The 4,187-nt window shown below is 70.3% G+C and carries 5 protein-coding genes; all 5 read left to right on the forward strand.

Features of this window, described 5'->3' with window-relative positions; all coding sequences use genetic code 11:
* Window positions 1–670: DUF2306 domain-containing protein (locus VFZ20_RS06115; protein ID WP_329682955.1), on the forward strand; the 670-nt coding region annotated here is incomplete at its 5' end.
* A gap of 174 nt (window positions 671–844) precedes the next feature.
* The gene (locus VFZ20_RS06120; protein ID WP_329682956.1) at window positions 845–1,831 is read left to right on the forward strand and encodes an alpha/beta hydrolase; all 987 of its coding nucleotides are present in this window, start codon (window positions 845–847) and stop codon (window positions 1,829–1,831) included.
* A gap of 54 nt (window positions 1,832–1,885) precedes the next feature.
* Window positions 1,886–2,566: a pentapeptide repeat-containing protein gene (locus VFZ20_RS06125; RefSeq protein ID WP_329682957.1), complete on the forward strand. Its 681-nt coding sequence runs from the start codon at window positions 1,886–1,888 to the stop codon at window positions 2,564–2,566.
* Window positions 2,567–2,730: 164 nt separating this feature from the next.
* Entirely contained in the window at window positions 2,731–3,453 is a 723-nt protein-coding gene (locus VFZ20_RS06130) for a MerR family transcriptional regulator (RefSeq protein WP_329682958.1), read from the forward strand.
* Window positions 3,454–3,577: 124 nt separating this feature from the next.
* A complete protein-coding gene (locus VFZ20_RS06135) occupies window positions 3,578–4,090 on the forward strand; it encodes a hypothetical protein (protein ID WP_329682959.1) in 513 nt (170 codons plus the stop codon).
* Window positions 4,091–4,187: the final 97 nt, after the last annotated feature.

The following is a 4,187-nucleotide window of genomic DNA, read 5'->3' on the forward strand; positions in this document are numbered from 1 at the left end:
GTGGAACCGCGTGCTGCCGCGCCTCTACCAGTCCAACACGCCCGCGGCGACCGCCGGCATTGGCCTGCACTTCGCGGCGGGCGGCATCATCCTGGCCCTGGGGTGCATCCAGCTCATCGGCGCCGTGCGCGACCGCTGGCCCGCGCTGCACCGCTGGATCGGGCGCGTGTACGCGGCCGCGTCCGTGCTGGCGGGCGTGGGCGGGCTCACGTTCATCGCCACCAAGGGCACCATCGGCGGCCCGGTGATGGACGCGGGGTTCGGCCTGTACGGCGTGCTGACGGTGCTCGCGGCCGTGCAGGCCGTCCGCCACGCCCGCGCCGGGCGCATGGAGGCGCACCGCGCGTGGGCCGTGCGCCTGTTCGCGCTGGCCATCGGCTCGTGGCTGTACCGCATGGACTACGGCTTCTGGCTGCTGCTGACGGACGGTGCCGGCCACACCCGCGACTTTCGCGGCCCGTTTGATCTCGTGATGGCGTTCTGGTTCTATGTCCCCAACCTGCTCGTGGCGCAGGCGTTCATCGGCGCGCGGCGCGTGACGGCGACGCCCGCCATGCGGATGGCGGCCGCGGGCGTGCTGGCCGCCGCCACGGGCTTTCTGCTGCTGGGCACGTACTTCTTTACCCGCTACTACTGGGGACCTGCCATCCTGGACCGCCTGACCGGCTGAACACGCCGCGCGCGGTGGTGAGGGACGGCGGATGGCGTTATTTTTCGACGAGGATGCAACGCGGCGCGGCTCTCCGGGGCCGCGCCGTCCGTTTGGGCGATGGACCGCCCGGCGGAACGGATCGTGAATGCGCGCTCCGCCCCGAACCAGGCGCGGGCGAACGGGATACGACGGATGGCGATGACGGACGAGACGACGCAGGCGATGGAGACGGATTCCGGGATCTACCCGCCGGAGCAGGCGCAGGCGGAAGCGCAGCCCGCCGACGCTTCGGCGGATGCGCAGCCGGCGGACGGCAACGCGCACGGCGACTGGACGGGGCAGTGGATCGACTACCCGGGCGAGGCGGACGGCCCGGAGCATACGGTCGTGGGGACCATGAAGGCGCTGGCGCAGCTGGAAAGCCCGCAGCTGGGCAACCGGCGCGACATCCTGGTGTACCTGCCGCCCTCGTACAACCGCTCGCAGCGGCGTTACCCCGTCATCTACATGCACGACGGGCAGAACCTCTTTGACCGCGCCACGAGCTTTGGCGAGGAGTGGGAGGTGGACCAGACGCTGGAGGCCGCCAGCCGCGACGGGCTGGAGGCCATCGTCGTCGGCATCCCCAACCTGGGCCCGGAGCGGCTGAACGAGTACAGCCCCTGGCGCGACCGCAAGCACGACCAGGGCGGCAAGGGCAACGCGTACCTGGACTGGATCGTCCAGACGCTCAAGCCCCTCATCGACCGCGACTTTCGCACGATGCCGGGGCGCGCCAGCACGGGCATCGCGGGCTCGTCCATGGGCGGCCTCATCAGCCTGTACGCCTTCTTTCGCCACCCGGACGTCTTCGGCTTCGCGGGGGTGATGAGCCCGGCGCTGTGGTTCGCGGGGCACAGCATCTATCCGTACATCAAGGACCGGCCGTTCGTCCCCGGGCGGCTGTACCTGGACGTGGGCACCAGCGAAGGCAGCGAGGAGCTGCACGACGTCCGCCGCCTCAAGGAGCTGCTGACGCAAAAAGGCTACAAGACGGGCCACGACCTGCTGTACGTGGTGGAGATGGGCGGCCAGCACAACGAGCGCGCCTGGGCCCGCCGCCTGCGCCGCGAGCTGCACTTTCTGCTCGGCATCCCGCAGCAGACGACGCCGCAGCCGCGCCGGACGGACCTGCTTTGACGGCAGTGCGAAAGTGCGAAAGTGCGAAAGTGAACCGCGGACCGAACTCGGCTGATGCGTAGCGGCAAGAAGGGAAAGACGGTGCGGATCGCGCCGCCGGAGGCGCCGGAGACGGACGGCTACGCGGCCGCGCTGGACCTGCGGGGCAAGTTCGTGCACGAGGACGTGCGCGTCCGCGATGTGGACCTGACCGAAGCGTCCGCCAAGGACGTGCAGCTGGAGCGCGTCGTCCTGGAACGCGTGGTCCTGGCCCGCGCCAACCTGCGCGGCCTGTCCGTGCAGGACGGGCGGTTCGATGGATGCGACATGGCCGGCACCGCGTGGGACCGCGCGCACCTTACCCGCGTGGAGCTGGACGGATGCCGTCTCGTGGGCGCCTCGTTCGACCGCGCCACCTTCACGGATGCGCGGTTCACCGGCGCCAACGCCGAGATGGCGCTGTTCATCAACGCCGGCTTTACCGCCGCGCGCTTTGATCGCTGCAATCTGCGCGGCGCATCGTTCGACGGCGCGGACCTGCGCGGCGTCATCTTCCGCGACTGCGACCTGCGGACGGCGGACCTGCGCAACTGCAAGCTCGAGGGCGCCGACCTGCGCGGCTCGCAGATCGACGGCGCCATGCTGGAGATCACTCGCCTGCGCGGCGTGATCCTGGACCCCGGCCAGGCCATGGACGTCGTCGCGCTGCTCGGCGTGACCGTCGCGTCGCGCGAGGACGCCGAGGCGGACCGATGAGCTGACGCCGTCCGTCCATCCTCTCAATCAGCCCCGTTTCCCTCGTGGAGACGGGGCTTTTTCGCATACGCCGAAACGGGGGGCTTGCACCTCACACGGTGTGAGGGTGTAGCGTTGTGCCGTGGCCACGATCAAACGCACCAAAACACGAGCCGGACGTCATCATGTGGAAGGTGGGAGCGCTGGCGAAGCAGACGGGGCTTAGCATCCGCATGCTGCGCTATTACGACCAGATCGGCCTCCTCACGCCGTCGGCGCGCACGCCGTCCGGGCACCGGCTGTACGGCCCGGACGACCTGGACCGGCTGCAGCGCGTGCTGTCGCTGCGCCAGCTGGGCTTTGCGCTGGAGGAGATCGCCGAGTGCCTGCGGCGCCCGGAGTTCACGCTGGAGCGGGTGGTGGAGCTGCACCTGGCCCGCGTTGACGAGCAGATCCGGGCACGGCAGCGCATCCAGCGGCGCCTGGAGACCATCGCCGCGCACCTTCGCGCGGCGCGCACGGTCTCCGTCGACGAATTCATCCAGACCATCGAGGCAATCACGATGTCCGAGAAATACCTGACCCCCGAGCAGATGCGCGAGATCGACGGCCACCGCGAGTTGCTGGACCCGGCCCGGCAGCAGGAGGTGATAGCGGAGTGGCCGCGCCTGATCGCCCAGGTGCGCGAGCAGATGGACGCCGGCGCGGACCCGGCCAGCGAGCCCGTCGTGGCCCTGGCGCGGCGCTGGAAGGCGCTCGTGCACGAGACCACCGGCACGGACACGGGCACGCTCAAGGCCGTGCGCACCATGTACGAGGGCGAGCCGGACCTGCAGGCCCGCACGGGCCTGGACCCGCGCATGTTCGAGTACATCGGCCGGGCGTGGGCCGCCGCCGGCGCGGCCTGACACGGACGCGGTTCTCCCCTCCCGGCGCGGTCTGCCGGGAGGGCTCGCCCGGGGGATGAAACGCGGGCACGTGTGGCGGCGTAGGGAGCGGGGTGGGCCGATCCACCGCATCAGGAGACGGAAGATGAGTACCGCCAACCCGCTGGACGGCATCCCCCAGCCACTGCTGGACGCCATGCTGGATCCCGAACGCCGTGACCAGTCCGTCGTGGTGGACGGGGCCGACGTGCGGGTGCAGTTCAATCCCGAACCCGGCGTGGACCAGCGCGTCCACATTGCCGAGGGCGCGGAGGGGATGACGATGACGACCTTCGAGGCCGCGGAGGACCGCCCCGCGTCGTACCCGGCGGACCTGCCGTTCCTCCCCGGGCTCAAGGCGTCCGTGCACGCGCGCGCCGACGAGCCGGATCGCAACCGGGCCGTCATGTGGTGGTCGCTCCCGGACCTGGACGATGCCCTCACCCGCATTCGCGCGCAGTGCGACGCCGCCGGCTGGGTGGAGGACGAGAGCACGGAATTCCTCCCCGGCCTGCGGATGATCGACTTTCGCCACCCGGACGGCCGCTCTCGCATGGTGCAGACGACGGCCATGGGCGAGACGTCGTCCGTCTCGCTCTTTGAGAACCCGCGCGAGTAGCCGCGAGAGTCTGTACCGAGTCGGCTGAGCTCCCCCGCAAAAAAGCGTCATCCTGAGTCATTCGGCACTGCGCGCACCCTACGGGATGAAAGCCACC

This window comes from Longimicrobium sp. (genome assembly GCF_036280135.1).
Lineage (GTDB): Bacteria > Gemmatimonadota > Gemmatimonadetes > Longimicrobiales > Longimicrobiaceae > Longimicrobium.